Origin of the sequence: uncultured Maribacter sp. (genome assembly GCF_947496775.1) — a bacterium.
Taxonomy (GTDB): domain Bacteria; phylum Bacteroidota; class Bacteroidia; order Flavobacteriales; family Flavobacteriaceae; genus Maribacter_B.
In genome coordinates, this window is record NZ_CANMDU010000004.1 from 251,156 (window position 1) to 277,476 (window position 26,321).

Annotated in this window: 27 protein-coding genes; 14 read left to right on the forward strand and 13 right to left on the reverse strand. The window is 33.1% G+C overall.

The window, feature by feature from the left end:
• Window positions 1–20: 20 nt before the first annotated feature.
• Window positions 21–818, reverse strand: a complete 798-nt coding sequence (locus Q0856_RS09200; RefSeq protein WP_298478546.1) for a universal stress protein — start codon at window positions 816–818, stop codon at window positions 21–23.
• Window positions 819–957: 139 nt separating this feature from the next.
• Here Q0856_RS09200 and Q0856_RS09205 point away from each other — a divergent pair, with 139 nt between their 5' ends.
• The 5 genes from Q0856_RS09205 to Q0856_RS09225 all read left to right on the forward strand — a co-directional run bounded on the left by Q0856_RS09205 (window position 958) and on the right by Q0856_RS09225 (window position 5,712).
• On the forward strand, window positions 958–2,292 hold the full coding sequence (locus Q0856_RS09205) for an MATE family efflux transporter (protein ID WP_298504328.1): 1,335 nt from the start codon (window positions 958–960) through the stop codon (window positions 2,290–2,292).
• 15 nt (window positions 2,293–2,307) lie between these two features.
• Window positions 2,308–3,075 (forward strand): enoyl-CoA hydratase/isomerase family protein, encoded by a 768-nt coding sequence (locus Q0856_RS09210; protein WP_298504329.1) that lies wholly within the window; start codon window positions 2,308–2,310, stop codon window positions 3,073–3,075.
• A 179-nt stretch (window positions 3,076–3,254) separates the two neighbouring features.
• The gene (locus Q0856_RS09215) at window positions 3,255–4,226 is read left to right on the forward strand and encodes a M23 family metallopeptidase (RefSeq protein WP_298478538.1); all 972 of its coding nucleotides are present in this window, start codon (window positions 3,255–3,257) and stop codon (window positions 4,224–4,226) included.
• Between the two features lie 131 nt (window positions 4,227–4,357).
• The gene (locus tag Q0856_RS09220; RefSeq protein WP_298504331.1) at window positions 4,358–5,026 is read left to right on the forward strand and encodes a DUF2490 domain-containing protein; all 669 of its coding nucleotides are present in this window, start codon (window positions 4,358–4,360) and stop codon (window positions 5,024–5,026) included.
• A 230-nt stretch (window positions 5,027–5,256) separates the two neighbouring features.
• Window positions 5,257–5,712 carry a 6-carboxytetrahydropterin synthase gene (locus tag Q0856_RS09225; RefSeq protein ID WP_298478533.1) on the forward strand — a complete coding sequence of 152 codons (456 nt, stop codon included), beginning with the start codon at window positions 5,257–5,259 and terminating at the stop codon, window positions 5,710–5,712.
• Window positions 5,713–5,725: 13 nt separating this feature from the next.
• On the opposite strand, the gene Q0856_RS09230 is transcribed toward Q0856_RS09225, so the two are convergent.
• The gene (locus Q0856_RS09230) at window positions 5,726–6,604 is read right to left on the reverse strand and encodes an alpha/beta hydrolase (RefSeq protein WP_298504333.1); all 879 of its coding nucleotides are present in this window, start codon (window positions 6,602–6,604) and stop codon (window positions 5,726–5,728) included.
• Window positions 6,605–6,743: 139 nt separating this feature from the next.
• On the opposite strand from Q0856_RS09230, the gene Q0856_RS09235 reads away from it, so the two are divergent.
• A complete protein-coding gene (locus tag Q0856_RS09235) occupies window positions 6,744–7,514 on the forward strand; it encodes a UDP-2,3-diacylglucosamine diphosphatase (protein ID WP_298504335.1) in 771 nt (256 codons plus the stop codon).
• Here Q0856_RS09235 and Q0856_RS09240 read toward each other — a convergent pair.
• The 4 genes from Q0856_RS09240 to Q0856_RS09255 form a co-directional block, all read right to left on the reverse strand.
• Window positions 7,504–8,769 (reverse strand): MFS transporter, encoded by a 1,266-nt coding sequence (locus Q0856_RS09240; RefSeq protein WP_298504337.1) that lies wholly within the window; start codon window positions 8,767–8,769, stop codon window positions 7,504–7,506. The two genes, Q0856_RS09235 and Q0856_RS09240, sit on opposite strands and share 11 nt — an antisense overlap.
• Before the next feature lie 68 nt (window positions 8,770–8,837).
• Entirely contained in the window at window positions 8,838–9,200 is a 363-nt protein-coding gene (locus tag Q0856_RS09245) for a DUF6686 family protein (RefSeq protein WP_298478520.1), read from the reverse strand.
• A gap of 6 nt (window positions 9,201–9,206) precedes the next feature.
• Window positions 9,207–9,758, reverse strand: coding sequence for an FMN-binding protein (locus Q0856_RS09250; RefSeq protein WP_298478517.1), 552 nt, complete (start codon window positions 9,756–9,758; stop codon window positions 9,207–9,209).
• Window positions 9,748–10,671, reverse strand: coding sequence for a DUF6607 family protein (locus Q0856_RS09255; RefSeq protein ID WP_298504338.1), 924 nt, complete (start codon window positions 10,669–10,671; stop codon window positions 9,748–9,750). The genes Q0856_RS09250 and Q0856_RS09255 overlap by 11 nt, the downstream gene beginning before the upstream one ends.
• A gap of 118 nt (window positions 10,672–10,789) precedes the next feature.
• Between Q0856_RS09255 and Q0856_RS09260 the strand changes: the two genes are divergently transcribed.
• The gene (locus Q0856_RS09260) at window positions 10,790–12,973 is read left to right on the forward strand and encodes a TonB-dependent receptor (protein ID WP_298504339.1); all 2,184 of its coding nucleotides are present in this window, start codon (window positions 10,790–10,792) and stop codon (window positions 12,971–12,973) included.
• 10 nt (window positions 12,974–12,983) lie between these two features.
• Window positions 12,984–14,519, forward strand: coding sequence for an HmuY family protein (locus Q0856_RS09265; RefSeq protein WP_298504341.1), 1,536 nt, complete (start codon window positions 12,984–12,986; stop codon window positions 14,517–14,519).
• Between the two features lie 195 nt (window positions 14,520–14,714).
• Here the strand turns inward: Q0856_RS09265 and recJ are convergent, their stop codons facing one another.
• Both recJ and Q0856_RS09275 read right to left on the reverse strand, forming a co-directional pair.
• The gene (gene recJ, locus Q0856_RS09270; protein ID WP_298504343.1) at window positions 14,715–16,412 is read right to left on the reverse strand and encodes a single-stranded-DNA-specific exonuclease RecJ; all 1,698 of its coding nucleotides are present in this window, start codon (window positions 16,410–16,412) and stop codon (window positions 14,715–14,717) included.
• A gap of 111 nt (window positions 16,413–16,523) precedes the next feature.
• Window positions 16,524–16,952 (reverse strand): OsmC family protein, encoded by a 429-nt coding sequence (locus tag Q0856_RS09275; protein WP_298504346.1) that lies wholly within the window; start codon window positions 16,950–16,952, stop codon window positions 16,524–16,526.
• A 78-nt stretch (window positions 16,953–17,030) separates the two neighbouring features.
• Here Q0856_RS09275 and Q0856_RS09280 point away from each other — a divergent pair, with 78 nt between their 5' ends.
• Complete coding sequence (locus Q0856_RS09280) at window positions 17,031–17,759, forward strand: hypothetical protein (protein ID WP_298504348.1); 729 nt, start codon at window positions 17,031–17,033, stop codon at window positions 17,757–17,759.
• Here Q0856_RS09280 and Q0856_RS09285 read toward each other — a convergent pair.
• From Q0856_RS09285 to Q0856_RS09305, 5 genes are all read right to left on the reverse strand, one after another.
• Window positions 17,749–18,321, reverse strand: coding sequence for a uracil-DNA glycosylase family protein (locus tag Q0856_RS09285; RefSeq protein WP_298478498.1), 573 nt, complete (start codon window positions 18,319–18,321; stop codon window positions 17,749–17,751). The two genes, Q0856_RS09280 and Q0856_RS09285, sit on opposite strands and share 11 nt — an antisense overlap.
• A 6-nt stretch (window positions 18,322–18,327) precedes the next feature.
• Window positions 18,328–18,672 carry a HopJ type III effector protein gene (locus tag Q0856_RS09290; protein WP_298478495.1) on the reverse strand — a complete coding sequence of 115 codons (345 nt, stop codon included), beginning with the start codon at window positions 18,670–18,672 and terminating at the stop codon, window positions 18,328–18,330.
• A gap of 13 nt (window positions 18,673–18,685) precedes the next feature.
• Entirely contained in the window at window positions 18,686–19,357 is a 672-nt protein-coding gene (gene rsmI / locus Q0856_RS09295; RefSeq protein WP_298504350.1) for a 16S rRNA (cytidine(1402)-2'-O)-methyltransferase, read from the reverse strand.
• 9 nt (window positions 19,358–19,366) lie between these two features.
• Window positions 19,367–19,723 carry a DoxX family protein gene (locus Q0856_RS09300; RefSeq protein ID WP_298478490.1) on the reverse strand — a complete coding sequence of 119 codons (357 nt, stop codon included), beginning with the start codon at window positions 19,721–19,723 and terminating at the stop codon, window positions 19,367–19,369.
• A gap of 100 nt (window positions 19,724–19,823) precedes the next feature.
• Window positions 19,824–20,507, reverse strand: a complete 684-nt coding sequence (locus tag Q0856_RS09305) for a hypothetical protein (protein ID WP_298504354.1) — start codon at window positions 20,505–20,507, stop codon at window positions 19,824–19,826.
• Window positions 20,508–20,610: 103 nt separating this feature from the next.
• Here Q0856_RS09305 and Q0856_RS09310 point away from each other — a divergent pair, with 103 nt between their 5' ends.
• The 5 genes from Q0856_RS09310 (at window position 20,611) to Q0856_RS09330 (ending at window position 26,309) form a co-directional block, all read left to right on the forward strand.
• Window positions 20,611–21,255 carry a thymidine kinase gene (locus tag Q0856_RS09310; RefSeq protein ID WP_298478484.1) on the forward strand — a complete coding sequence of 215 codons (645 nt, stop codon included), beginning with the start codon at window positions 20,611–20,613 and terminating at the stop codon, window positions 21,253–21,255.
• Complete coding sequence (gene alr / locus Q0856_RS09315) at window positions 21,248–22,354, forward strand: alanine racemase (protein ID WP_298504356.1); 1,107 nt, start codon at window positions 21,248–21,250, stop codon at window positions 22,352–22,354. The genes Q0856_RS09310 and alr overlap by 8 nt, the downstream gene beginning before the upstream one ends.
• A gap of 81 nt (window positions 22,355–22,435) precedes the next feature.
• Window positions 22,436–22,837 carry a large conductance mechanosensitive channel protein MscL gene (gene mscL / locus Q0856_RS09320; RefSeq protein ID WP_298478478.1) on the forward strand — a complete coding sequence of 134 codons (402 nt, stop codon included), beginning with the start codon at window positions 22,436–22,438 and terminating at the stop codon, window positions 22,835–22,837.
• A gap of 190 nt (window positions 22,838–23,027) precedes the next feature.
• Window positions 23,028–24,017, forward strand: a complete 990-nt coding sequence (locus Q0856_RS09325) for an aspartate-semialdehyde dehydrogenase (RefSeq protein ID WP_298504358.1) — start codon at window positions 23,028–23,030, stop codon at window positions 24,015–24,017.
• A gap of 165 nt (window positions 24,018–24,182) precedes the next feature.
• Complete coding sequence (locus Q0856_RS09330; protein ID WP_298504360.1) at window positions 24,183–26,309, forward strand: prolyl oligopeptidase family serine peptidase; 2,127 nt, start codon at window positions 24,183–24,185, stop codon at window positions 26,307–26,309.
• Window positions 26,310–26,321: the final 12 nt, after the last annotated feature.

Sequence of the window (26,321 nt, forward strand, 5' to 3'; positions counted from 1 at the left end):
AATCCTATAATTTTTTTATCCTAATGATTATTAACACTTAAAACCAGTACTGGAATTGGTGCAAAAAATTCCGATTTAGAAATAGTGGTCTTTTCCCATAATTTTTTAAAGAAACCTCTTTTTCTTCTAAAAACACATAATAAATCTGGCTCATGAGATTTAAAATGCTCTGTAACTCCAAGATATGTAGTTGCATTTTCAGTTAACGTAAGGTTAGAGCTTATATCCATTAAGGCTGTATTTACTCTTAAATCCTCATCCGTATATCCTGGTGTTTTTACTAATAATAAATTTACTTTAGAATTTTGATTTTTGCGTATCGTATCTAATGCATCCAGTATTCTATGTCTTTTAATAACACCAGATTTAAAAGCTACCAATATCTTTTTAAAATCTTTTTTTATGCTTCCTTTAGGAACCAATAATGTAGGTATATCTGTTCTTTTTATAATCTTACCCGAAGTTCTTCCTAAATATAGCTCCTCCTTTATATCATTACTTCTAGGCGCCAAGATAATTAAATCTAAACCCAATTCTTTATCTATTTGATTTATACCATCAACGATATCTCCGTTATACGTAGCAATCTTAATATCAATGTTTTTAGCTTCTGTTTTATCAATAACTTCCCTTAAACGTTCTTTACTACTTTTTGCAATCTTCTCCGTTATATTTGCTAAACTTCCTGTTTTCGAAGAAGCACTAAATACATCCATTACAAATACATTTGCCGAAAATTCTACAGCAAAATCTATTGCATATTGTAAGGTTTCATGAGACGTTTGTGAGGTGCCAATTGGAACTAGGATATTTTTCATACCGTTAGATTGATTATTTATATTCTAAATTTACAATTAAATTGAAATCTATTGATGATAACAAGTGCAAAGATATCGGAAATTACTGATATTTTCTTATTCGCAAAGTTGCTATTTGCATTTTAATGGTAAAGAAATATTGAAAACAACAATTAGTTTTAAAAGCATAAATAATTTAGCCATTCCTGCTACTATTGCAGGAATAGCAGAACCTCTTTTATCTATTACCGATACCGCTATAGTAGGTAACATTCCAGTAGATGGACTAGAGTCTTTAGCTGCAGCAGGAATTGTTGGGTCCTTTTTATCTATGCTAATTTGGATATTAGGACAAACCCGTAGTGCCATATCTGCTATACTTTCTCAATATTTAGGGGCTGGAAAATTAGATGATGTAAAAAAACTACCCGCCCAAGCCATATTTTTGAACCTTGCTCTAAGCGCTATTATTCTAATATCTACCATTTTTATTATAGAAGAAATATTTATGCTATTAAATGCCTCGGGTAAAATATTAGATTATTGCATAAAATATTATAGCATTAGAGTTTGGGGCTTTCCTCTTACTTTATTTGTTTTTGCTATTATGGGTATTTTTAGAGGGCTCCAAAATACAGTATGGCCCATGGTGATAGCTATAGTTGGAGCGATTGTAAATGTTATTTTAGATCTTGCATTAGTTTATGGAATAGAAGGTCTTATAAATCCTATGTATTTAGAAGGAGCTGCTTGGGCCAGTTTAATTGCACAAGCAATAATGGCAATCTTAGCATTTATACTTTTAATTACAAAAACGGATGTAAGTTTAAAACTAAAACTTCCTATCCATTCAGAACTGAAAAGACTTGTTATTATGAGTCTAAACCTTTTTGTTCGTGCCATAGCATTAAATACTGCTCTTATTTTAGCTGTTAGAGAAGCTACTGCACTTGGCGACCAATATATTGGCGCACATACTATAGCTATAAACCTGTGGCTTTTTGCTGCCTTTTTTATTGATGGTTATGGTGCCGCGGGAAACATTCTAGGAGGGAAATTGCTAGGTGCAAAAGATTACAAAAATCTATGGTTTTTAGCTAAGAAAATAACTAAGTACGGAATCATAGTAAGTCTTGCATTAATGCTCATTGGCTTTATTTTTTACTACCCTATAGGAACATTCTTTTCTAAAGAACCTCCAGTATTAGAATCTTTTTACACTATATTCATTATTATTCTTATAGGTCTTCCTTTACACACCATTGCCTTTGTATTAGACGGCCTTTTTAAAGGTTTAGGAGAAATGAAGTACTTAAGAAAAGTGCAGCTAGCTGCTACCTTTTTAGGGTTTATACCAACACTTTTTATGGGCAAATATTTACATTGGGGACTTTATGGTATTTGGATAGCTTTCTCCGTTTGGATGTTAATTAGAGGTGGCACTTTGGTTTGGAAGTTTAACCAAAAGTTTCGCCCCTTATTACAAAAGCATTAATTTTAAACAAAAAAAATGGGAACTACACGGACCGAAGGAAGCCTCTATACCTCTATAAACAACAAAATAGCTACCATTGAATTTGGCCACCCAGCTAGTAATTCTTTCACCGCAGAATTACTGCAAAGATTAACCAAAACCTTAAAGGAGCTTTCTTCCAATAATACTGTTTCCGTAATTGTTTTAAAATCAGAAGGAGAAAGAGCCTTTTGTGCTGGCGCATCTTTTAATGAACTTACAGCGGTTTCTGACCTATCCGAAGGAAAAGTTTTCTTCAGTGGTTTTGCTAATGTTATAAACGCCATGCGTAGCTGTTCTAAAGTAATTATTGGTCGTATTCAAGGTAAAGCTGTTGGTGGTGGTGTCGGTATTGCTGCCGCATGCGATTATGTTTTTGCATCGGAAGGCGCTTCTATAAAACTATCGGAACTTTCTATTGGCATTGCTCCGTTAGTTATTGCCCCTGCAGTTGCCCATAGAATCGGAAAAGCAGCTTTGGGAGAACTTTCTTTAGCTCCTACGGAATGGAAAACCGCCTATTGGGCACAACAAAAAGGTCTGTTTGCTAAGGTTTTTAGAGATATTAATGAAATGGATAAAGAATTAGATTTCTATACCAACCAACTAGCCCAATATAATACTGAGGCTTTAGAAGCGTGGAAGAAAGTACTTTGGGAAGGTACCGATCATTGGGATACACTTCTTTTAGATAGAGCTGCTATAACGGGACAACTAGTACTTTCCGATGCTACGAAACAGACTTTACGTAAGTTTAAAAAATAATAATCGACTATGGTTAGCGTTTAGGTATCATAAAAACTAATTACATGAAATTTATTAATTTATTAAACGGAGACCTTGTTTTTCCAATTGTAGCTCTTTTTGTTTTGGTAATCTATTTTGTAAATAGAGTACGCAATAGAAGAAAATATAAGAGATAAGGTATAGAGTTACCCACCATTATGAGAATAACATTTTTATTTGTCATTTATATTTTTACTACGAGTTTAAGTTTTGCTCAGACAGAGAAAGTTACGGATAAGAAAATCTCAGAAGATTTTGAACAAAAGTTTAACTCAGGAAACTTTAATGGAATTTTCGATTTGTTTTCAATCGAAATGAAGAATACTTTATCGAAAAATGATACAAACGAGTATTTATCCACCTTAAAAAAACAAACAGGACAAATACAAAATCGTGAGTTTAATAAGTACGTTAAAGGAACTTTTGCTTCTTATATAACCAAATTCGAATATGGCGTTTTTTCTTTACATATTTCAACCGATAATCAATCAAAAATTAATGGTCTTTTTATTGAGCCCTTTGTTGAAGTTATTCTTCCGAAAATAGAGCGAAACACAACAAAACTAGTTCTTCCGTTTAAAGATAAATGGACAGTAACTTGGGGCGGAGATACAGCAGAATTGAATTACCATGTAGAAAGTAAAGCTCAAAAAAATGCTTTTGACTTTGTTATTACAGATAAAAACGGAAAATCTTATAAAACGAACGGAAAAACTAACGAAGATTATTATGCTTTTGGAAAAAAATTAATTGCTCCTTGTGATGGAAAAATTGTACTGGCAGTTGACGGAATTGAAGACAATATACCAGGAGAGATAAATCCAATTTATATTCCTGGTAATACTGTAATTTTAAAAACCATTAACAATGAATATTTGTTTTTTGCACACTTTAAACAAAACTCCATTGAAGTAAAACTAGGGCAAGAAGTTAAAAAGGGAGAAGTTTTAGGACTTTCTGGAAATTCTGGAAACTCATCGGAACCACATCTACACTTCCATATTCAAAACGTAAAAGATATGAATGTAGCAACAGGTGTAAAATGTTACTTTGAAGAAATACTTGTAGAGAAAGAAATAAAAAAAGATTATTCTCCGATTAAAGGTGACAAAATAAAGCAAGTAAAATAACTCTGGGTCACAAAGTATAAAAACTATTTGCACTCTCTTTAATTTTATTCCTCCTCTTTCATATATTTTTGTAGTATAATTAGTTTTTTTACTATTATTGGCATAATCTTATCAAAATTTAAACTTAAGTAATGCATAAAAAAACTCTCGTAGTACTATTAATTCTTGGTCTAATGCTCCCCACTCTAGTACAAAGTCAGGAAAGCGATTTTGGAAATTGGTTAATTTACATAGGTAGTAAAAAAATTGACCAAAAATGGAACCTACATCATGAAGTACAATACCGAAATTATAATGCTATTGGTGACTTAGAACAACTTTTATTAAGAACAGGTTTGGGTTATACTTTTAATGAAAGAAAAAGTAACGTATTGCTTGGTTATGGCTATATTTTATCTGAAAACTATATAGCAAATACCGATGATAAAGTTTCCGTTAATGAACATAGAATTTTTCAACAGTTTACCACGAAACAAAAAATAGGAACTACAACCTTAAATCATAGATATAGATTTGAACAGCGTTTTGTTGAAAGCGATTTTAAAATGAGATTTCGCTATTTCTTAGGAATAAATATTCCTTTATACAGTAAAGAAGCAACTAAAAAAAGCTATTATATATCGGCCTACAATGAAATATTCTTAAATACAAAATCATCTATATTCGATAGAAATAGATTATACGGAGGGCTAGGATATCATATTAATAAAAATATAAGACTAGAAGCAGGGTATATGAATCAGTTTTTTGAAACAACGGGCCGTGATCAATTTAACATAGTGACTTTTGTGAACTTTTAGGAAACTACCTCGGGACAAGCACACGAGGCATTCATTAGAAACTAATTTTTATTTTGAAGCAAGCTTTAAAATATTTAATCTCGATTATCTAGTAAACCCTATATACGTTAATTTATAGCTAGCTAAAGCTTTAATTGTACTCCTTTTATTTACTAAGTAGAGATTTATGCCTTGATAAATAAAAGATTTGCTGTAATATAATACCTTTGCACTGCAATACTCCACAGAAAATGAGCAATATTAGAATTACCAAACAGTTTAATTTTGAAACCGGTCATGCCCTTTTTGGCTACGATGGTAAATGTAGAAATGTTCATGGCCATAGCTATAAACTTTCTGTAACCGTAATTGGAACTCCTATTACAGACAAAAGTCATGTAAAACTAGGCATGGTAATAGATTTTGGGGATTTAAAAAAAATAGTAAAAGAAGAAATTGTAGATCAATTTGATCATGCTACTGTTTTTAATAAAAATACCCCGCATGTAGATTTAGCAAAGGAACTAACAGATAGAGGTCACAATGTAATCTTAGCAGATTACCAACCTACGAGTGAGAATATGGTAATAGATTTCTCTGCAAAAATAAAAGCTCGTTTACCAAAAAACATTCAACTACATTCTTTAAAATTACAAGAAACAGAAACTTCTTTTGCAGAATGGTATGCATCTGATAATAATAAATAGGCTGTGTAATATATTAGGGTTTCGTTGTAATAAAATCTTCACTTTCTGCCCATTCGTAAAAGCGATCTAACCAATTATCACTTGGAAAACCTCTTTTCCAAGTGCCAAAACCATGTCCGCCTTTGGTATACATGTGCATTCCTGTTTTTACACCCGCTTTATGCCATCTATTAAACAATTCTGTAAAAAAAGTAGCATCAATTAACTGGTCGTTCGCCGCTGTAACAAACAATGTAGGAGGTGTATCTTTAGTCGGTTTAGGGCTAATTAAATCTGTTCCGGGATATACAGGAACTAAAAAATTAGGCCTATTCTCTTTTTTACACTCTTTTACCACCCCAAAAGCTATTACACCCCCAGCGGAAAAGCCCATAAAACCAATTTTTTGGGGGTCAATACCTAGGGTTTTTGCATTTTCCCGAACATAACTAATAGCACTTAAACCATCATTTACAGAATAAGGTAATACTTCTTTTGTAATACGAATTCTCTCTTGGTTACTCTCTTTAATAATAGCATTTAAATCTTCCGCAGCATCTTCACCTGTAGGTACTAATCTATATTTTAAAATATAGGCAGTAATTCCTTTGCTTGCTAACCATTCTGCAACATTATAACCTTCACTCTTCATACTTAAAAAGTACATACCACCGCCTGGTGCTATAATAATCGATGTTCCGTTTTTCTTTTCTGGATCAGGTTCATAAACAGTTAAAGTAGGTGAGGATATATTTGCTACAATAGTAGCATTAGCAACCTTAGAAAAGTATTCTTTTTCCCCTTTTTCCCAATTAATTATTTTAGGTTTTTCATGAGGTAGTTTAATAACTCTTTGCGCATGTACAGTTTGAATACCTAAAAAAACAATTAATAGTAATAATCTTAATTTCATAATGGAACGTCTGTTTTTATAACAACCTATTATACCTTAAATATAAAATTACAATATTTAGCTAAAGAACTTACTTTTTTAGATTTACAACAAGCATCTTTAAGCTTAAAAAAAGGACTTTCCTTATATTTACATCCAGATGAAAAAAATATCTATTCCGGAGGGTAAAAAAGTATATTTCGCAAGTGATAACCACTTGGGAGCTCCCAACATGAAACAAAGCTTACCTCGCGAAAAGAAATTTGTTGCTTGGCTAGACGAGATTAAAGAAGATGCCGCTGCTATTTTGCTTTTAGGAGATTTGTTCGATTTCTGGATGGAATATAAAATGGTAATTCCAAAAGGATTTACACGTACCTTAGGTAAATTAGCAGAATTAAGTGATGCCGGAATACCGATTTATTATTTTGTTGGTAATCATGATCTTTGGATGAATGGTTATTTTGAAGAAGAATTAAATATACCTGTTTACCATACTACGCAACAATTTAAACTGAATGACACTTCCTTTTTTATAGGTCACGGAGACGGTCTTGGCCCTGGGGACAAAGGTTTTAAACGCATGAAAAAAGTGTTTACCAATCCACTTGCCAAATGGTTGTTTAAATGGTTACACCCTGATATTGGTGTTCGACTAGGACAATACTTATCTGTAAAAAATAAACTTATTTCCGGAGATGAAGATGTTAAATTCTTAGGCGAAGAAAACGAGTGGTTAGTACAATATGCTAAACGCAAATTAGAAAGCCAACATTACGATTATTTTGTTTTTGGACACCGCCATTTACCTTTAGAAATAGACCTCAACGGAAAATCTACCTACGTAAACCTTGGTGATTGGATTTCTTACTATACATACGGCGTTTTTGATGGCACTAAACTTAATTTAGAAAAACTACCTAAGCAGTAGTCTCTTCCTGATGTTTATCTATATCTTTTTGCAAATCTAACTTTCTAAAAGATGGCAAAGAAATGGCTGTAATTCCAACAGTTAACAAAGTCATTGTTCCGCCAAAAACTACGGCTGTAACTGCTCCCATCCATTTTGCAGTTAATCCACTTTCAAAAGCCCCTAATTCATTAGAAGAGCCTACAAAAATAGAATTTACTGATGCTACTCTTCCTCGCATATGGTCTGGTGTTTTTAATTGCAATATGGTTTGCCTAATTATCATAGAAACCCCGTCTACAGCTCCACTAGCAAACAAAGCCAATACAGATAACCAAAAGTAAGTAGACAATCCAAAAACAATAATACAGACCCCAAACCCAAAAATGGCGTAAAGTAACTTCTTCCCTGCATTTTTATGCAAAGGAAAACGGGTAGAACCAAGCATAGTTAAAAATGCTCCAACTGCTGGAGCGGCTCTAAGTATACCAAAACCCTCCGCTCCTACATATAATATATCTTGTGCAAAAATAGGCAACAATGCCACGGCTCCTCCAAAAAGAACAGCTATCATATCTAAAGTTAACGCTCCCAGAACTGCTTTGGTACTAAAAACAAAATCTAGTCCTTCTTTTAAGCTTTGGAAAATAGGTTCGCCAATTTTAGGGTTTAATATTGGTTTTCTGTCTATCTGAAAAAGAAAAAGTAAGGCTACAATAGAAAACGCAAAAATGATACACATGGACCAATGAACACCAATCCAACTTATAGAAAAACCAGCAAAAGCAGGCCCTAAAACCGATGCCATTTGCCAAGTAGAGCTACTCCAAGTAGCTGCATTAGGGTATATTTTTTTAGGGACTATTAAAGCTACTAAAGAAAATATGGTTGGGCCAATAAAAGAACGTACAATACCACCAAGAAAAACTAAGAAGTAAATAGTATAAAGAATAGTCTTGGTACTATAATCTAATTGAACCTGTGGCATACTTAGCATAAACAAACCAAGACTTATTATAGAAAACCCAAGTATACATTTAACCAATAAAGTTCGCTTCTCCTTTTGATCTACAATATGTCCTGCAAAAAGAGCCATTAGCACCGCAGGAATAACCTCCATAAGACCAATTATTCCCAAAGAAAGAGGGTCTTTTGTCATAGAATATACTTGCCATTCTATAACAATAAACTGCATAGACCAAGCAAATACCATGGCAAAGCGTACTACTAAAAATAAGTTGAATTCTTTATAACGAAGTGCTGCGTATGGATCCAAAGGTTTCTATTTAAAAAACCAAAGGTAGTACTATATTTAATTTAGAATATAATACCACCTTTAGTATCCTAATTATTAGAACATATACTATCTAAATAATTGCCTAAATCTAACTGAAAAATAGTGCCTTCCACCAAATCTTTCATTGCAAACAACTCCATAGTATCCAATGCAAGAGTAACTTGATACGCAGGTGTATTTAACAATAGTTTTCTACAAGAATCATTTTGCGCACAATTCTCACACTGTAAATAATTACTTTCTACGGAATGCATCACATTTTGCGAAAAGCTTATTAACTCTTCTCTTGTAATAAAAAGACCTGTATCTTTAAATACCAATTGTATTTTGCTATTATCTTTTAGGGTATTCTTTTTCCATTGAAAAGCCATACCAAATTCATTAGAATAAATTGGATTAATATCCTCCATATCATATTATTTTAACAGGTTATCCTCTTTGAGGTTTTTAATACTTAGTAAAACTTTACCAACAGCAAGAGTCATGCTGTTTGCCGATATTGTAGCTCCAGAAATTGCATCTATATTCTCCTCATAAATAGGAGAATCTTTAATGGTAAGACCAATGAATTGTTTTAACCATCGTTGGCTACCAATTTGCCTTCCATGTTCTTCTCTATAGATTAGTACTTTTGCTTTTTTAATACTTAGGTCTGCATTAAATAAGATTAGATAATCGAACATGCGTTTCATACTTGCTGTTTCTCCTAAATATCCATATCCTAGCACAACATTATTCTGCTTTATTTTGAATAACCTGTCCTCAGATAAATCTACCATACCTTCTGGGTAACTCGTATTATCTAGAATAATAATCTCTTTTTGAAAATTGTCAATTTCAAAAGTTTGTAAAATAGCATTATCTACTTTTGCTATCAGTTTAGGGGTATGCATCCAAGAGGAGAAAACAAATACTAAAAGGGAGCTAATTAATAGATAAGAAAAAAGAATACCTACTTTATTTACCATCTTCTGCTTTATTACTTGGCACTACGAATTGATTTAATACAGCAGTAATTGCTTTTTTACTTTCCTTTGTTTTTTCTAATGCGTACATATGCATAAACAGAGGTTGTTTATCTACACTCTTTTTTAACTCCAAGGGTGTTTCTCTATCGTAAATAGTACTCCATGATTTTCTTACTTTGCTCCAAAATTTAGCATTATTTTGCCACCAGGTCTTGGCTGCCAAACACTCAGCATCTGGAACTTTAACATAAGTATTATATCCTTTTTCTTGCGCTAAAAGCACATCCTTTTCTCCTATTTTACGAATAATTTTATCGTTATCTTGTTCATGAATCCACCCTATATCTGTTATTTCTTGTCTATTTCCTCTAGACATAACATTATAATCTTTACGCTTAGAATATTCCCTACGGGGTAATGGAGCATCCGATTTGTTTTCCCAATAATGCTTTCCATCCGCATGAATCCATGTAGCAGAACCCGAATACCTTGGACTATCATCTACCTGAAAAACTTTTTGTGTCCATTGCCCTTCTACATCCTCTTTAGGTAAGGTTTTAAAATTCCACCTATTGTCTTTATCGTAATAAAAAACTTGCTGGTTCTCGTACAACCAATCTTGGCGCCAATGCTTTATTACCATAGTATCTTTTATTACTAACAAATGCTGAATAGATAATTTGTTATTAGAATCTTCAATTAATTCTGCCCACTCTAAAGCCCCCGAAGTATAATCTAAATGCTTCTCATAATCTATTTCAGGAGCAAATGTTTCTGTGTATTTAAACTGTACTTTAAAACAACCACACATGGCCTTTATAGCCTCTTGATCCTGTTTTTTATGATTTTTTTGCGAATAACCCTGTGCTATATATCCAATTGCTAATAGGGTAAGTAATACTACTTTTTTCATAAGGTGTTTTTTAGTTATCGAAATAAATATGTCATCACAAAAATATTAATTTTATTTAGACTGAATAAAAATAAAACATATATTTGTCAAAATAATTATTTAGAACCATTCTAATTAAATGAAAATAAACAACTACAATAGCCCCTCTTTTAGCCTAGCTTTTTATCCTAAACAAATTCTATTTTTTCTTTTGTTTATAGTTCATTCTGTCAATGCGCAAAAAAACATAAATACCGATTCTACTGAGGTAACTAAACTTAACGAAGTAATAGTTACCGGAGAGAACAAAGTGATGTCTTTAAGTAAAAAATTATTCTCGGTTGGAGTTATAGATAATACTGACATTGCAAAATTTGCTGGAAATAATCTCGCAGACATACTTCAATTTAATTTAAATATTTCTGTAATACCTGATGCTACTACAGGTAGGTCAACAATAAGTCTATTTGGTTTAGATGGTCAATATGTAAAGATATTACTAGATGGAATACCTATGGCAAGCGATAATGGCATTGGGAATAATATAGATATAACACAAATAAATTTAGAAGATGTAGAACGAGTAGAGATAGTAGAAGGAGCCACTGGGGTATTATATGGAGACAATGCTGTTGCCGGAGTTATAAATATTGTATCTAAGAAGGACGTAAAACACAAGTGGCAAGTACAAACCTCTTTACAAGAAGAAACAGTTGGTGGCGAATATGCTTGGTTTGATAAAGGCAAACATATTCAAAATCTAAAGATAGGACATAAATACAACAACTATATATCTGCTAATATAGGAGTGTCAAGAAACGATTTTAAAGGCTTCTTTAATACATTTAAAGGACAAAACTATGCTAATTTAGTAGATGGTATTGTAGAAAATGATGGTTTAAGAGGGGCAGAATGGAATCCAAAAGAACAAATCACATTTTTTGGTAATTTAAATTTAAAAATAAAGAACCACACTTTTTTATATAGGCTACAATCTTATGAAGAGATTTTAGATATATACAGCCATATCGTAAACGGACGTTTAGGCGCCTTAGGAAATGCAAACCCTACAGCAACAGATGAGAGGTATACAACAAAACGCCTTGTAAATAACTTAAATGTTTATGGTCCTTTTTTAGGTAAAAGCACTTATAATCTTTCCCTATCCTTACAAACTCAAAAAAGATATATAGAGGAGTACGTATACAATATTTTACAGCAGGGAATAGAGGGGTATACTAAAGATTTCCTAAACCAATCTACCGATATTCTATACTCTAAAGGTTTTATAAGTAATATTCTCCCAGGCTATAAAAAAGTAAATCTACAGTTAGGCTATGAGTTTACAAACCAATCTGGTTTTGATGCTATTGCATCAGGAACTCAATCTACAAGTGTAGTCAAGAATCGATTAGAAAATTATGACTTTTTTGGTTCTGCAGATTTTTATATTACGGATAAATTAGCATTATACCCAGGAGCTCGTTTTACTACAAATTCGCAATTTGGAAATAAATTAATTTGGTCCTTATCGTCTACTTATGATTTTACCAAAAAACTAAAATTAAAAGCCGTGTTTGGGTCTGCTTTTAGAGCTCCAAATTTTACAGAACTTTTCTACTTTTTTGTAGACAGCAACCATAATATACAGGGCAATCCTAATTTACAACCAGAAGATGGTGTATCTTATTTTTTAGCCCTAGAAAACGTACTGCCACTAGAAGATAAAGGCTTTTTAAAATCTTCTTTTAAGTTCTTCTTTTTTGACATTCATGATAAAATAGAATTTGTTGTAGCCGATGATGATGATATACAATTTACTTATAAGAATATAGATCAATTCAAAACTTTAGGTTTTTCTTTCGAAAATAGTCTTAGTTACAACAACAACTGGCAAATAAATTTAGGAGCTACCTATAGAGGAGAATCTAGTTCTATTATAGATGTAACCGCTGATGTAAATAAATACTTATGGAGTTTTAGTTTAACTTCTGGCCTATCCTATACTATCCCAAAGTTAAACACAACACTATCTGCTTCTTTAAAACACAATGGTAGATCCCAAATTTATGTATTAGATGATAATGATGAAGTAGCAGTAAGGCAAACCAACGCCTTTAACTTTGTGGACGCTTCTATTAAAACAAAACTCCTGCAAAATCTAGAACTGACGCTTGGAGCAAGAAACCTTGCTGATATTATTAGAGTTAATGCAACAGATATAGCTACGGGAACACATAACTCTAGTACTGGAGGATCTAGGTTACTAGGATACGGAAGATCATACTTTATAAAAATTTTATACAATCTAAACCTTAATTAAATTACAAATCATGAAAAAAGTATTAGTATACAACATAGTATTAGCCATGCTCTTATTATCCTCTTGTAGTGATGATGACAAAACAGATTTTATTGACTTCTCTATTGCTTTTACAGCAGAGACTAGTAGTTTGCTAGACTTGGATACGGATAAAGAAATTACACTTACCTACTCTAGAGCTGCTACAGAAACAGGTACAATAACTATTAATTACTCCTTAGACAATGCAACATACGGAGAAGATTTTACAACAACCCCTTCTGGGGTAAATGGAACAATAACAATACCTGTAGCAGTAGGAGATTTAAATTCCAAAATAATTTTTACTAAGTTAAAAGATGCTATAGAAGGTACCACTAAAGCAGTGACATTTAAGATTACTAGTTTTGATCAAACCGAATGGGTAAAAGGAAGTATAGCATCTTCTCTATTAAGCTTTACACCCACTGCTGCTACATCTGGTGTTATAGATGTATTACTAGGCGGTCCTAATGAACCAAACCAGGTATATATAGATTTAAGCACAGGACAACAAAAAGCCGTTCAAAGAGATACATGGGAAATTGGTTTATACAATGGTGCAGAGAATAGAGTATTTTTAAACTCGGCATTATTAGTTTCAGCTGCAGAATTAGAAGGAATTACGGATTTAAATACAGTTACAAAAGGAACAGTATTGACTAAGGCTTTAACTTTAAATTCAATAAACCCAGATTTTTCTCCAAAACAAGTTACCGTTACAACTGTGGAAGAATTGATAGAAGGGTTACCTTTAGGATATGGTCAGTATTCTAATCATGCAGAAGGATATGTTTTTACGGATTTACAGTCTGGTGAAATAAACGGTACAGCATTTTCTGCCATTTCTACAACCGCTGAAGAAAACAATGTATATATTGTTGGATTAGGAAATGCTATTTCTACAGAGACTCCGGATTCAGGAAGTATTTCTACTTCAGGAGATCATAACGGCTTTATGAAAGTACGTGTTTTAACAGATGGTAGTAGTTATACTATACAATATGCAACCTTAGATGCTAATACATTCTCAGAAATAACGGTAAATAAAGATGCTACTAAAATAGTATCAGCTGTTAGTTTAAGTGATTCTAAAGAAGTAGATGTGCAACCAGCAACAGAAAATTGGGATATAAATTTCACTGGAGTTTTTTCTGTGAATACAAGTAACGGATTTGGATTTGTATATTCAGACTATGTATTGCACAATACATTAGGGAATGTAAGCTTATATCAACAAACATTATATACTGTAGATAGGGATACTAAAGAGAGAACGGATTATCCTATTCCCAGTTATGCAGATTTTACAGCTAGTGATGTAGACCAATCTTTATTAGTTAATGATGATCATAGCGTTATTGGTAGTGGTTGGAGAAATGCTTTTAGTTCACCTCCCAGCGTAAAAGATGATCGTTATTTTGTTTTAAAAGATGCTGCAGGTAATTTTTATAAAATTAAGTTTACTGCTCTGCTTAGTAGTGAAGGCGAACGAGGAAATCCACAATTTATTTATGAAAAATTATAAGATTTCTCTTAAGAAACCTAACGCTTTACATTAATATTTTTTGAGTTTTAGTTGGTTAAAGTCCTTGCTCCTTTCGCAAGGGCTTTTTTATCTTTGTAAGAGAGATTTTTTTTGTAAAAACAAAAAAAACACGAAACATCCAACCCAACAATTAATACCCTACAGGCATCAATACAAGTGTACTGATAATTGCACTTATTTTATGTCTCTGATTTTCAGTTGTAAAGAAATATTCCCTTGCCAATCATTCTCATCTATAGAAAAAACAGCACTAAAAGAGTCTTTCTTAACAGTGGTTAATTTATTTCCTAACCCGAACCCAATAGCATTAATTTTGGTGCCATTGGTAGTACTTAAATTCTGAGAAATACAACACTTTAAATGGCTTTCATCTGCGCCAACTCCTTTAGCATAGCCAGAATCTATTAAATTTTCTGCCATAAAAACTGGCGTCATATTTCCAGGACCAAAGGGTTCAAATTGACGAATAATTCGCATTAATTTCGGGGTTACATCGGCAAACTCTATTCTAGAATCCACACTAATCTCTGGAGTCAATAAATTGGGATTAATAGTCTTAGAAACTACTTCTTCAAACTTTGTTTTAAAAGCATCATATTGCGATTCTAAAAGTGTTAAGCCGGCCGCATATTTATGTCCTCCAAATTGCTCAATAAATTCCGAGCTTGCTTCTAAGGCATTATACACATCGAAACCTTTTACGGATCGCGCTGAAGCGGCTAACTTTTCACCACTCTTTGTAAAAACTAAGGTAGGTCTATAATATGTTTCGGTTAATCTAGATGCTACTATACCTATTACTCCTTTATGCCATGAATCTTTATATACCACGGAAGTAAATTTCTCTTCTTCTCCATTGTCTATAATTTGTTGTAAAGCTTGCTTAGTAATCTCTTTATCTAAATTCTTTCTATCTAAATTGTACTTCTCAATTTCGTTAGCAAACTTCTCCGCTTGCGCAATATTGGTTTCTGTTAGTAAATTTACCGCATGCTGCCCATGTTTCATTCTTCCTGCAGCATTAATGCGAGGTGCAATTACAAAAACAACATCTGTAATAGTTAACTTTTGTTTCTTTGTTTGCGCAATAATAGCTTGAAAACCAGTCCTTGGTTTACTATTAATAACCTTTAGCCCGTAATAGGCCAATACTCTATTCTCTCCTGTTATGGGTACAATATCTGCCCCTATAGCTGTGGCAACTAAGTCTAAATACGGTATTAAATCATCTATAGTTTGGTTATTATTTACAGCCAAAGCTTGTATCAACTTAAAACCAACACCGCAACCGCATAGCTCATCATATGGGTAATTACAATCGTCTCTTTTAGCGTCTAAAACTGCAACTGCTTTTGGTAATTCTTTTCCTGGTCTGTGGTGGTCACAAATAATAAAATCTATTCCTTTTTCTTTTGCATAAGCAACCTTGTCTATCGCTTTTACACCACAATCTAAGGTTATGATTAAAGTAAAATCATTGTCTTCGGCAAAATCAATCCCCATATAAGATACTCCATACCCCTCCGCATATCTATCTGGAATATAAGTAGCAACATTAGGGTAATAGCTTAATAGGTAAGAGGAAACTAAAGCTACAGAGGTGGTTCCGTCCACATCATAATCGCCAAATACTAGTATGTTCTCATTATTTGCAATGGCCTTTTCTATACGCTCTACCGCAATATCCATGTCTTTCATTAAAAAAGGATCATGCAAATCGGAGAGCTGCGGTCTAAAAAAAGTTTTAGCCTTTGCGTAGGTAGAAATTCCCCTTTGTAAAAGTAGTTCTGCAACTATATCTTCTACTTTTAAAGCTTGCGCTAAAGCAGTAATGTCTTCTTGTTTGGGTTTTGCTTTAATTGTCCAGCGCATAGTTTAAGTTCAAATTTTAAGTGCAAGTAGCAAATGCAAAAAAGAAATTTAAAGAATAGGTTCTCGATACAATTTCTCCTACCGTCAAAATTACTCGAAGTGACGAATAATTTATTTATGATGAAAAACCGTTTTAATTTCCATGGTAGCAAACTGGCGAAACATTTCCATAACACCACAATATTTTTCTATAGATAGGTCTACTGCTCTTTGTAATTTTTTCTCATGTAAGCTTGGTCCTGTAAAATGATACTCTACCGTTACTGCATCGTAAAATTTTGGATGCTCATCTGTTAAATTTGCAATAGTTTCTATCGTAAATTCTTCTACCTCTAGCTTCATCTTTTTTATCAATGCAGCTACATCTAAGCCAGAACAACCTGCAAGAGAACTAAGCATTAAGGCTTTAGGTCTATACCCACTACCATCTCCGCCATCTTCTTTAGCTATATCTATTTTTAGGTTATGCCCAGATGGGTTATCGCTCTCAAAAGCCATATTACCCAACCATTTTGTAGTTACTTTATTTGTTGTACTCATAATTTTACGTTTCTTGTAGAAGATAAAAATACAATAAAAAGTACCTAATTAAATAACCCTTATACTAACTAAATTATTATGAATAAAATATTTGTACTAATCTTTTCACTAGTATTTATAATTACTAGTTGTATCGATATTAAAAAAAACCCTTCGAATACTTCACGAACAATAATAGAAATAAGCTCAAAAGATTATTACAAACAATATTTAGAGAATGATATTACATTACACTTATCCAATGATAATGAAAAAATGACAGGGACTTTCCATGTTATAGATAACAACATTTTAAAGGAAGTAATGATTCTTAATAACGGCCTTCTTAATGAAACTAACAAAATCTTTTATCCAAACGGAAGTTTAGCTCAAGAAACAAACTATAGAAAAGGAATTATTTTTGGAGAAGAGAAGTTTTATTATAAAACAGGAGAATTAAAATCTACGCGAAAATATTCTAACAACAAAAAAATAGGGGAAACAGTCTATTATGAAAAAGATGGCTCTTTATCTCCAAAATATGACGATATTGATGGTAATCTATACAAAGATGGGGTACTTATTGGTGAAGAATACAAATTCAATCATATAGAAAAAGGGAAACTTTCTGTTATAAAAATTTATGAAGGAGATGGTTCTAAAAAAGTAAAGATAATTATGGCTATGCAAGAAAGTGGAGATTTAGGTAGCAATCTTATTTTTATTTTAGACGAAAAACACAAAATAATAGACACTATAAACCCTGAAAAAAATCCTGAAAAATTTATGATACTATCACAAAAAATTGGACTGAATCTTATGGAGTAGTATTAGCTACCCTACTTTTCAACACCGGCAAAACATCTCTATTAAACCAAGGATTTTTAGTAAACCAAAATCTGTTTCTAGGAGAAGGATGCGGCAAAGGAAAGTGCTTAGGAAGGTAATTCTCAAATACACGAACAGTTTCTGTTAGGTTCTTCTCTGCTGTTTTTCCTAAATAATATTTTTGGGCGTAGATACCTATTAAAAGAATCAATTCTAATTTCGGAAGTTTATTAAACAACTGCTCGTGCCATAAAGGAGCGCATTCTGGTCTTGGCGGTAAATCTCCGGTTTTTCCTTTTCCAGGATAACAAAACCCCATGGGTATAATTGCTATTTGTTTTTCATCATAAAAAACTTCGTCTGTTATTCCCATCCATTTTCGTAGTTGCTTTCCGCTGGGATCATCCCATGGAATACCAGAGGCATGTACTTTGGTTCCTGGAGCCTGACCAATAATGGCAATTTTAGCTTCTGCATGTGCAGTAACTATAGGTCTTGGGCCTAAAGACAAATGCTCCTTACATACCTCACAGGCTCTAATTTCGGAAAGGAGCTTTTCCATTATATCTTATTTTGTTTTTAAGGCTTCTCCATCAAATAAAATACCATCGAAACCTGTTAACATAAAATTTCTAATATTCTGATGATTGTCACCGTCTAAATTAAAAAGAACCTCCTCCGAATAAAATTTCCCAAAACAACGCAATGTTTCATTCACCGTAAAACCTTGTAATGTTGCAAAGGCAAATAATTTACAGGAACCTGAATTTTCGCCAGCCTTATTTTTTAATTTTCCGTTGGTAAAAGCCGTTGGTGTAAAATTATAATTTTCTTCTATAACGGCCATAGTATCGGCAAATTCAATTTCTGCCATGGTGTTATTTAGTTTTACTTTAAACTCTTCTATTTTCATACTCTTAAGTCTTTTATTTTTTCCCGCCTACTATTATGACTATTTCTCCTTTTGGAGGCTTTTCTGTAAAATGTTTTAAAACTTCTTCCGCAGTTCCCCTTATAGTTTCTTCATACATTTTGGTAAGTTCTCTTGAAACAGAAACAGATCTTTCTGCATCAAAATATTCTACAAAATGCCCCAAAGTCTTTATTAATTTATGTGGTGATTCATAAAAAATAATGGTTCTGGTTTCTTCTGCTAATAATTTTAATCTTGTTTGCCTACCTTTCTTCACAGGTAAAAACCCTTCGAAAACAAACTTATCATTAGGCAGTCCGCTATTAACTAAAGCAGGCACAAAAGCTGTAGCGCCAGGTAAACAATCTACTTCAATATTCTCTGCAACACAAGCTCTAGTTAATAAAAACCCTGGATCAGATATTGCTGGTGTTCCTGCATCGGAGATTAAAGCTACTGTTGTTCCTCCTTTTATTTTATGTACTAACGTATCTACCATTTTATGCTCATTATGCATATGGTGACTTTGCATTGGTGTACCTATTTCCAAATGTTTTAAAAGCTTACCACTTGTTCTAGTATCTTCTGCCAAAATAAGGTCTGCCTCCTTTAGTACACGTATAGCACGTAATGTAATATCTTCTAAATTACCTATTGGTGTTGGCACTAAATAGAGTTTTCCCATACTGCAAATTTACGGCCTTACTTTCTTTCCAAGAAAATAGGATGCTAATAAAACCACTAAGCCAATAAAAGCTAAGGTTTGCTGACCATCGCTAATCATATAATGTGCAAAAAAAGCGAGTACGAAATCAAAAAAGAATCCAGCATATGCCCATTCTTTTAGAACACCACCTTTATTAGAAAGTATTACAACTAATCCTAATAATTTTGCTACAGCTAAGGGGTAAATAATGTACGTGGGATAACCAAAAGATGTAAATGCTCCCTCTATCATTTCATGTTGAAAAAAATACATAGAAGCTGAAAAAAGCATTAGCACTGTTAATAGCCCCGTTGCAATCCAATATGCGATTTTTTGCGTTTTCATACGTATTAGTTTAATTGGTTGGAACTTTAGTCGTTCAAATAGTCTTAAAACAACAATACCCTGCAAAAGCAAGGTATTATATTCTAACTATTTTTATACATTAGGCAAACTTACGTTCAATCAACTGCATAAAGCGAGCTTCTAAATCTTCTTTTCCCTCCCAATTATTATAATCTGGTTTTACCATGTTTACAATAAAAGAAATAGATTGTTCTTCGGAATCTATGGTGTTTAACTGAGACAAAACTCGATTATAATCTTCGGTACTGCCATTAAAAAGATTCTTTACAAAGGCTAATCTATTATTTAAATCCACTTTAATTTCTTTCCCGTTTATTCGGTCATTAACAGATTTTGCTTCTTTTGCAACCACCTCATCTCCTTTAGCCATAAAAAGCTCCTTATCATTTTTTGCATAGTCTGGTTTTGCCATAAACTCCGATAAGACAGCATCTACTTTTTCTGTATCGGGCATTTCTAAAACCATATCTTTTATTGTATCCATCCCTGGTGTAATTATATCCTCTTCATGCGGATTACTTTCTGGTACAGAAGTATTTTCCTTTAAAACAGCATTTGCCATGGATTCAAATTTCGTAGCAATTGCGTTCTTAGTTGTGCTAACTTCTACATCATTTAATTTGTCGTCTATAAATTTTAATACTGCCAATTTTTCGTACAAATCTTTACTAACCTCATAAAGCTCAGCAATCTCAGTAACATCTTCTGCGGTAATAATTTGCGTCGCCAGTTTAACCAACTCGCTTTTTAATTTCTTTTTCATGGCATTATTTTTATCCTTTCGGAAAAGGTGCTTCTTTTTTTTTAAATTTATATCATCGTTAAATAAGAACGAAAAACACCTTATTTTCGTCTAAAATTACAAAATGTTTCTTGAAAATACTGTTAATCATAAAGAACAATTTGGCTGGATAGAGGTCATTGCAGGATCTATGTTCTCTGGCAAAACAGAAGAATTAATCCGTAGATTAAAGCGGGCTCAATTCGCAAAATTAAATGTTGAGATTTTTAAACCTATCGTAGATACTCGATATGATGATCGGAAAGTAGTCTCTCATGACTCCAACGCAATTCATTCTACACCAGTATCATCCGCTGCAAAAATTAGAGTTCTTGCGGAACAATGTGATGTTATTGGAATTGATGAAGCTCAGTTTTTTGATGATGAAATTGTACAGGTTTGTAATGATCTTGCCAATAAAGGCATTAGAGTAATTGTAGCCGGTTTAGATATGGACTTTAAAGGAAAACCCTTTGGGCCTATGCCTAATTTAATGGCAACAGCCGAGTATGTGACTAAAGTACATGCAATCTGTACTAGATCTGGTAATTTAGCCAATTACAGCTTTAGAAAAGCAAATAGTGATGATTTAGTTCTTCTAGGCGAAGTAGAAGCTTATGAACCTTTGAGTAGAGGTTCTTTTTACAAAGCGCAATTAAAAGAAAAAGTAAAAGAATTTCCTGTAAAATCGCAAGAGGTTAAAGGGAGTAAAAGTAATTCTAATGACTAAAACCAAAGAGACCGTTTTAGAGATTAGTTTAGCAGCTTTAGAACACAATTATCACTTTTTAAAAGCAAAATTAAATCCGAAAACTAAATTTTTAGGTGTTGTAAAAGCTTTTGCATATGGCAGTGATGCTTGTAAAATTGCCAAAAAATTATCGGGTTTAGGTATAGATTATTTAGCTGTAGCATATACTAAAGAAGGGGTAGAATTACGTAATGCTGGTATTACCACACCTATTCTTGTACTACACCCGCAAGCATCCAATTTTAAAACTATAATTGATAACCATTTAGAGCCAAGTTTATACTCTATTAGTATACTTACGGAATTTCAAAAAGTTTTAAAAGAAAAAAAGATACAAGAGTATCCTATTCATATAAAGTTTAATACCGGATTAAATCGGTTAGGTTTTTCAGATTCTGTTATTTCCGTATTGCTTGCAAAAATAAATGCTTGCAGTTCTTTAAAAATTAAAAGTGTTTTTTCTCATTTAGCTGCCTCTGATGATTTAGAAGATGAAGAATTTACTAATAAACAGATTAAGGCATTTTTAAGTATTAAAACTAAAGTAGACTCTGAAATTGATTACCAACCAATGTACCATCTTTTAAATACTTCAGGGATTTTAAACTATCCTGAGGCTCAATTTAATATGGTCCGAAGCGGTATAGGATTATATGGTTACTCCAACAGTCCTGCTATAGATAAAAAATTAAAACCAGTAGCTACTTTAAAAACTATTATCTCGCAAAAGCATACACTACAAAAAGGAGAAAGCCTGGGTTATAATAGAGCTTTTATCGCCACTAACGAAACTATTACGGCTACTCTTCCTATTGGTCATGCAGATGGAATAGGCAGACAATATGGACAAGGAAGATCCTTTGTTCTAGTAAATGGAAAAAAAGCACCCATTATAGGAAATGTTTGTATGGATATGATAATGATTGATGTCACAAAAATTGATTGCAATGAAGGAGATGAAGTACTTATTTTTGGATTAGATTCGTCTGCAGAAGAATTTGCGAATACAGCAAATACTATTTCTTATGAACTTTTAACAAGTATATCTTCTCGTGTTAAAAGAGAAATAAAACCTTAAATTACTTCTCTTGAATTTTAAATGTGACTTTTTTTATTAAATTGCGTCTTAAACTATGTAACCAATTAAACACTATATATTATGTTAAAAGAATTTAAGGATTTCATCATGACCGGAAACGTGATTGATTTTGCAGTAGCAGTTATTATGGCAACCGCTCTAGGCGGAGTAATTAAAGGATTTGTAAGCAACATCGTAATGCCATTTGTTGGCCATTTCGCTGGAGGTGTTGATTTTGCAGACAAAAAAATTGTTCTAGATGAAGCTGTAGTTGATGCGGCTGGTGTAGTTACTACTCCTGAAAATGCTATTATGTGGGGTTCATGGATTAACACTATTATTAATTTAATTGTTGTTGGTTTTATTATGTTCTTAATTGTAAAAGCATACAACAAAACAAAAGCGCCAGAGCCAGAAGCAGCTCCAGCAGGACCTACTGCAGAAGAATTGCTTACTGAGATTCGTGATTCTTTAAAAAAGTAATTCAACTACTTGCTTTTTTAAGATTCTATAAAAAATTAAAACCTCTGCTTAATCGTAGGGGTTTTTTAGTTTTAATTATCATTTGTTATAAATAAAACATTTTGTTAAATTTTAATTATTCTTTCTTTTAATACTTGTACAACCTTAACTAATGACTAACTTTGCACTTTAATCTTTAAATACTTTCAAAGTGAAAATAGCAGTTGTAGGAGCTACAGGAATGGTAGGAGAGGTAATGCTAAAAGTGTTAGCAGAGCGTAATTTTCCTATTACAGAATTATTATTAGTCGCATCAGAACGATCCGTAGGTAAAAAATTAGCCTATAAAGGAGAAGATTATACCATAATTGGTTTAGCAGATGCAGTTACTGCCAAACCAGACATCGCTATTTTTTCTGCTGGAGGTGATACTTCTTTAGAATGGGCACCAAAATTTGCAGAAGCTGGTACAACAGTAATAGACAATTCTTCTGCTTGGCGTATGGATCCAACTAAAAAATTAGTAGTTCCGGAAATTAATGCCAACGAATTAACTGCAGAAGATAAAATTATTGCCAATCCAAACTGCTCAACAATTCAGTTAGTAATGGCATTATCTCCGTTACACAATAAATATACTATGAAACGTGTGGTAGTATCTACATACCAATCTGTTTCTGGTACCGGTGTTAAAGCCGTACAACAGTTAGAAAATGAGATTGCTGGTGTGGAAGGAGAAATGGCGTATCCTTATCCTATTGGCAGAAACGCATTACCACATTGCGATGTTTTCTTGGAAAACGGATATACCAAAGAAGAAATGAAGCTAGCCAGAGAGCCTCAAAAAATATTAAATGACAGGGCTTTTTCTATTAGTGCTACTGCGGTACGTATACCTACGGCAGGTGGACACTCTGAATCTGTTAATGTTGAGTTTGAAAACGATTTTGAACTGAATGAAGTTCGAAGATTATTAAACGATACTCCTGGTGTAACTGTACAAGATAACCCAGAAACAAACACTTATCCTATGCCAATATACGCGCATGATAAAGACGATGTTTTTGTTGGAAGAATCCGTAGAGATGAGACACAACCAAACAGCTTAAATATGTGGATTGTTGCCGATAACCTTAGAAAAGGTGCTGCAACAAATGCCGTACAAATAGCGGAATACGTATTAGAAAATAAATTAGTGTAAACGTATTATTTGAACAAATTCGGAGCAAGTCGACAAGGTATTCCAAAAGGAAAATCTCGATTATCGAGTAAACACCGAAATTTTAATCCTCCTATAAAAAACCTTTGACCCATAATGGTGTCAAAGGTTTTTTTGTATTAATTTAGGACAGACTAATTTAAAAAAATGAAATCTTTCATTCTTCTTTCCTTATTAAGCACCATATGCATGGCGCAAACAAAACCCATTACTGTGAAATACCCTATAACAAAAAAGTCTAATCATACAGATACGTATTTTGAAACATCTATAAAAGACCCATACCGCTGGTTAGAAGACGACAGAAGTTCCGAAACCGAAGCTTGGGTAAAAGAACAAAATAAAGTAACTGCTTCTTACCTAAATACTATTCCTTTTAAATCGCAGATAAAAGAGCGGTTAGAAAAATTATGGAATTACGAAAAGTTAAGCGCTCCTTTTACGGAGGGTTCCTATACCTACTACTACAAAAATGATGGGTTACAAAACCAATACGTACTTTATAGAAAAAAAGAAGATGGTTCAGAAGAAATCTTCTTAGACCCAAATGCTTTTTCCGAAGATGGCACCACTTCCTTAGCTGGTTTAAGTTTTACAAAAGACGGCTCTATAGCCGCTTACTTAATTTCCGAAGGCGGAAGTGACTGGAGAAAAGCGATAGTAATAGATACGGAAACAAAAAAAATACTAGGAGATACTCTAGTAGATATTAAATTCAGTGGTATTTCTTGGAAAGGAAATGAAGGTTTTTATTATTCTAGCTATGATAAACCAGAAGGCAGTGAACTCTCGGCAAAAACGGACCAACATAAAGTCTATTATCATAAACTTGGAACTCCGCAAAATACTGATGTCTTAGTCTATGGCGGAATAGATACCGAAAAAAACAGGTATGTAGGTGCTACTGTAACCAAGGATAATAACTATTTGGTGATTTCAGCTGCAACTTCTACCTCAGGAAACAAATTATTCATTAAGGATTTACGTACATCTAATGCCGTACTAACCACTATTCTTGACCAAACCGATACAGATAGCTATGTGTTAGAGAATATAGGTTCCAAATTATTTATTGTTACTAATTTAAATGCTCCAAATAAAAAAATTGTTACAGTAGATGCATCGCATCCTACGCCAGAAAATTGGAAAGATTTTATTCCCGAAACAGAAAATGTTCTTTCTCCGAGTAAAGGTGGCGGGTACTTTTTTGCGGAATATATGGTAGATGCTATTTCTAAAGTTTTTCAGTACGATTATAACGGAAATCTTATCAGAGAGGTTAAACTCCCTGGTTTAGGTAGTGCCAGTGGTTTTGGTGGTAAAAAAGACGATACACATTTTTACTTTTCTTTCTCTAATTATAAAACCCCTAGCTCTTCTTATAAATACAATGTAAAAAATGGAGAATATAGCCTATATTGGAAACCGGAGATAGATTTTGATTCGGACGAATACGAATCCAATCAAGTATTTTATACTTCTAAAGACGGTACTAAAATACCTATGTTAATTACCCATAAAAAAGGACTTGTTCTAGATGGTACTAACCCCACTATTCTGTATGGTTATGGCGGATTTAATGTAAGCTTAACGCCTTCTTTTAGTATTACCAATGCCGTTTGGATGGAACAAGGTGGAATATATGCTGTTCCCAATTTACGTGGCGGTGGAGAATATGGTAAAAAATGGCATGATGCCGGAACCAAAATGCAAAAGCAAAACGTTTTTGACGATTTTATTGCCGCTGCAGAATATTTAATAAAAAACAAATATACTTCTTCCAATTATTTAGCAATTCGTGGTGGTAGTAATGGAGGGCTTCTTGTTGGCGCTACTATGACACAAAGACCCGATTTAATGAAAGTAGCCTTACCCGCGGTTGGAGTTTTAGATATGCTACGCTACCATACGTTTACAGCCGGTGCAGGTTGGGCATATGATTATGGTACATCGGAAGAGAGTAAAGAAATGTTTACCTATTTAAAAGGATATTCCCCTTTACATAATGTAAAAGACGGTGTTTCATATCCAGCAACTTTGGTAACTACTGGAGACCACGACGACCGAGTTGTTCCTGCACATAGCTTTAAATTTGCAGCTGAATTACAAGCTAAACAAACTGGCGATAACCCAACCTTAATTAGAATAGAAACTAACGCTGGTCATGGCGCAGGAACTCCCGTAAGTAAAACCATTACACAATACGCAGATATTTTTGGATTTACATTATTTAATATGGGATACTCCAAATTACCAAATAGCTTTATAAAATAAGAAAACAAAATT

Coding starts and splice junctions, on each gene's coding strand:
- Q0856_RS09200 (WP_298478546.1), bottom strand. CDS start 818: ATGAAAAATATCCTAGTTCCAATTGGCACCTCACAAACGTCTCATGAA.
- Q0856_RS09210 (WP_298504329.1), top strand. CDS start 2,308: ATGGGAACTACACGGACCGAAGGAAGCCTCTATACCTCTATAAACAAC.
- Q0856_RS09215 (WP_298478538.1), top strand. CDS start 3,255: ATGAGAATAACATTTTTATTTGTCATTTATATTTTTACTACGAGTTTA.
- Q0856_RS09220 (WP_298504331.1), top strand. CDS start 4,358: ATGCATAAAAAAACTCTCGTAGTACTATTAATTCTTGGTCTAATGCTC.
- Q0856_RS09225 (WP_298478533.1), top strand. CDS start 5,257: ATGAGCAATATTAGAATTACCAAACAGTTTAATTTTGAAACCGGTCAT.
- Q0856_RS09230 (WP_298504333.1), bottom strand. CDS start 6,604: ATGAAATTAAGATTATTACTATTAATTGTTTTTTTAGGTATTCAAACT.
- Q0856_RS09235 (WP_298504335.1), top strand. CDS start 6,744: ATGAAAAAAATATCTATTCCGGAGGGTAAAAAAGTATATTTCGCAAGT.
- Q0856_RS09245 (WP_298478520.1), bottom strand. CDS start 9,200: ATGGAGGATATTAATCCAATTTATTCTAATGAATTTGGTATGGCTTTT.
- Q0856_RS09250 (WP_298478517.1), bottom strand. CDS start 9,758: ATGGTAAATAAAGTAGGTATTCTTTTTTCTTATCTATTAATTAGCTCC.
- Q0856_RS09255 (WP_298504338.1), bottom strand. CDS start 10,671: ATGAAAAAAGTAGTATTACTTACCCTATTAGCAATTGGATATATAGCA.
- Q0856_RS09260 (WP_298504339.1), top strand. CDS start 10,790: ATGAAAATAAACAACTACAATAGCCCCTCTTTTAGCCTAGCTTTTTAT.
- Q0856_RS09265 (WP_298504341.1), top strand. CDS start 12,984: ATGAAAAAAGTATTAGTATACAACATAGTATTAGCCATGCTCTTATTA.
- recJ (WP_298504343.1), bottom strand. CDS start 16,412: ATGCGCTGGACAATTAAAGCAAAACCCAAACAAGAAGACATTACTGCT.
- Q0856_RS09275 (WP_298504346.1), bottom strand. CDS start 16,952: ATGAGTACAACAAATAAAGTAACTACAAAATGGTTGGGTAATATGGCT.
- Q0856_RS09280 (WP_298504348.1), top strand. CDS start 17,031: ATGAATAAAATATTTGTACTAATCTTTTCACTAGTATTTATAATTACT.
- Q0856_RS09285 (WP_298478498.1), bottom strand. CDS start 18,321: ATGGAAAAGCTCCTTTCCGAAATTAGAGCCTGTGAGGTATGTAAGGAG.
- Q0856_RS09290 (WP_298478495.1), bottom strand. CDS start 18,672: ATGAAAATAGAAGAGTTTAAAGTAAAACTAAATAACACCATGGCAGAA.
- rsmI (WP_298504350.1), bottom strand. CDS start 19,357: ATGGGAAAACTCTATTTAGTGCCAACACCAATAGGTAATTTAGAAGAT.
- Q0856_RS09300 (WP_298478490.1), bottom strand. CDS start 19,723: ATGAAAACGCAAAAAATCGCATATTGGATTGCAACGGGGCTATTAACA.
- Q0856_RS09305 (WP_298504354.1), bottom strand. CDS start 20,507: ATGAAAAAGAAATTAAAAAGCGAGTTGGTTAAACTGGCGACGCAAATT.
- Q0856_RS09310 (WP_298478484.1), top strand. CDS start 20,611: ATGTTTCTTGAAAATACTGTTAATCATAAAGAACAATTTGGCTGGATA.
- alr (WP_298504356.1), top strand. CDS start 21,248: ATGACTAAAACCAAAGAGACCGTTTTAGAGATTAGTTTAGCAGCTTTA.
- mscL (WP_298478478.1), top strand. CDS start 22,436: ATGTTAAAAGAATTTAAGGATTTCATCATGACCGGAAACGTGATTGAT.
- Q0856_RS09330 (WP_298504360.1), top strand. CDS start 24,183: ATGAAATCTTTCATTCTTCTTTCCTTATTAAGCACCATATGCATGGCG.